The sequence below is a fragment of the Nodosilinea sp. LEGE 07088 genome, from assembly GCF_015207395.1.
Lineage (GTDB): Bacteria > Cyanobacteriota > Cyanobacteriia > Phormidesmidales > Phormidesmidaceae > Nodosilinea.
The window spans coordinates 1-1,810 of the sequence record NZ_JADEWX010000359.1 but is presented as its reverse complement, the minus strand read 5'-3'; the positions used below and the strand labels follow the sequence as shown (position 1 = coordinate 1,810).

Genomic DNA, 1,810 nt, shown 5'->3' with positions numbered 1-1,810 from the left:
CCCCATCACCCCCGCTCCCCATTACCCATGCCCATTGAAGTACAAGAGGGCTATCTAGAGGTGCGCGAGGTTGCCACCCAGGCGATAGTGACCGTGATTGAGGTGCTCTCGCCAGCCAACAAGCGCCCTGGGCGCGGGCGAGAGGCCTATTTGCAAAAGCGCGACCTAGTCTTGGGTAGCCACACTCACTTGGTCGAAATTGACCTGCTGCGCAGTGGTGCCGCTATGCCCATGGCTGGGGCCGGAGCCGCAAGTGACTACCGCATTGTGGTCAGTCGGCAGGAGCGGCGACCTCATGCAGAGCTGTATCCCTTTAGGCTGCCAGACCCCATTCCCCCGTTTGCGGTGCCGCTAAAGCCAGGGAGCGAAGAGCCTGTGGTGCAACTTGACGCTCTTTTACAAACAGTGATTGATCGAGCGGGGCTATCGGTGGTGCTCGACTACCAGAGTGACCCGACCCCAGCGCTAACCCCTGACGCGCAGACTTGGTTAAAAGCGGTGTTAAAGCAGGCCGGGTATCGGTAGAGGGGCCAGACCCCAGGGTTTTTCAAAAACCCTGGGGTCTTCGACATTCATAGGGCGATACAGATATCCTCCCTAGTTACCCAGTTGCCTATAATTGCGGGGTCATTCTCGGTCATAGCGCTAATGGACTGGCCTGCGTATTTGTCTATTCACCTTCCCTGGCCCCAGGGTTTGCTGGCTCAAACTACAGCGGATGAACTGGAGCTGTTGAAAGCCCAGTACGCCAATCTAGAAAGCACCTTTCAGCGCTACGTGGATATGGTACAGCTCACCCTGGTCACCGCTGGGGGTATCGTTGGGGTGATTGCGATTTTGGGCACGGCGCTGTCGATCAAAAGCCTAAAGGACTACTACGACACCCTTAAAGGCATCGAAGGTAAGGTACGGGGTGAAGTGGATAGAACGATCGCCGTCGCGTTGCAGCGCGATCGCCGTCGCCTGGTGCAGCTAGAAGCCATGGTGGAGCGAGATCTGCTGCCCGAGCGGATTGCGATCGACTATGTGGTGCCCGCCAATGCGCCGCCGCGCCGTCCACGGGGGGTGAGCTTTTTGCTGGAGGTGTTGAAACGGCGGGGTTTTACCAATGTGGTGGTACGCTACGAGCCCCAACTGCGGTCACCAGAGACTGCCAGCCAGCGAGACTCCTTTGAGGCTGATATTGTGGTGCTCGATCTGCACCACGCCGGTATTGACCAGGATTTGGATACCGCCAATACGGTGATTGCAGCGGTGGGCGATCGTGTTGACAGCCAGCGATCGGTGGTGGTGGTCTACGGCACAGCTCAGTTCTATGCGGCGGTGCCCAAGCTCAACCAAGCCGACAAATATTGCGGCGCATCCAATGGCCCACTCACCTTCGTCGCCAGAATTTTGGAGGCGACCTACGTGGTGGATGCTTTAAGCACGTTTAGCGTTTGACCCCGGCGGCTCAGAAAATAGCGTGTAGCTCCTCTGGGGTCTGCCACGCTTCAGGGCGATTGCAGGCTTCAATGCGCTCTAGACAATGGTTGCAGAGGCCCACGATCAGTAAACTGTCTTCTGGAGTGAGAATTTGCTCTAGCTGCCAGCGCAGTCTCTCGCGCTCTCGCCCGTTCAGCCGCACCCGAATGATCGAATATTGCAGGGTTTCGCCATAGCCCTTCAGCAGCTTGTAAGCCTTGCGCCAGCGCTTAGGGTCGCGGATGTCGTAGCAAATCAAGTAGTAGTGTTTGGCTTCAGCCATCGTTCAATTTTGGATTTTGGATTTTGGATTTTGGCTTGCTCTCCCCATCTCCTGTCTCTTATA

At 56.8% G+C, this 1,810-nt stretch carries 3 protein-coding genes; 2 read left to right on the top strand and 1 reads right to left on the bottom strand.

The window, feature by feature from the left end; genetic code table 11:
• On the top strand, positions 1–525 hold a 525-nt coding region (locus IQ254_RS30975), incomplete at its 5' end, for a DUF4058 family protein (protein WP_193969973.1).
• Positions 526–648: 123 nt separating this feature from the next.
• Positions 649–1,443 (top strand): hypothetical protein, encoded by a 795-nt coding sequence (locus tag IQ254_RS30970; protein WP_193969972.1) that lies wholly within the window; start codon positions 649–651, stop codon positions 1,441–1,443.
• A 10-nt stretch (positions 1,444–1,453) separates the two neighbouring features.
• Here the strand turns inward: IQ254_RS30970 and cas2 are convergent, their stop codons facing one another.
• Complete coding sequence (gene cas2, locus IQ254_RS30965; protein WP_193969971.1) at positions 1,454–1,747, bottom strand: CRISPR-associated endonuclease Cas2; 294 nt, start codon at positions 1,745–1,747, stop codon at positions 1,454–1,456.
• Positions 1,748–1,810: the final 63 nt, after the last annotated feature.

Coding starts and splice junctions, on each gene's coding strand:
- cas2 (WP_193969971.1), bottom strand. CDS start 1,747: ATGGCTGAAGCCAAACACTACTACTTGATTTGCTACGACATCCGCGAC.
- IQ254_RS30970 (WP_193969972.1), top strand. CDS start 649: ATGGACTGGCCTGCGTATTTGTCTATTCACCTTCCCTGGCCCCAGGGT.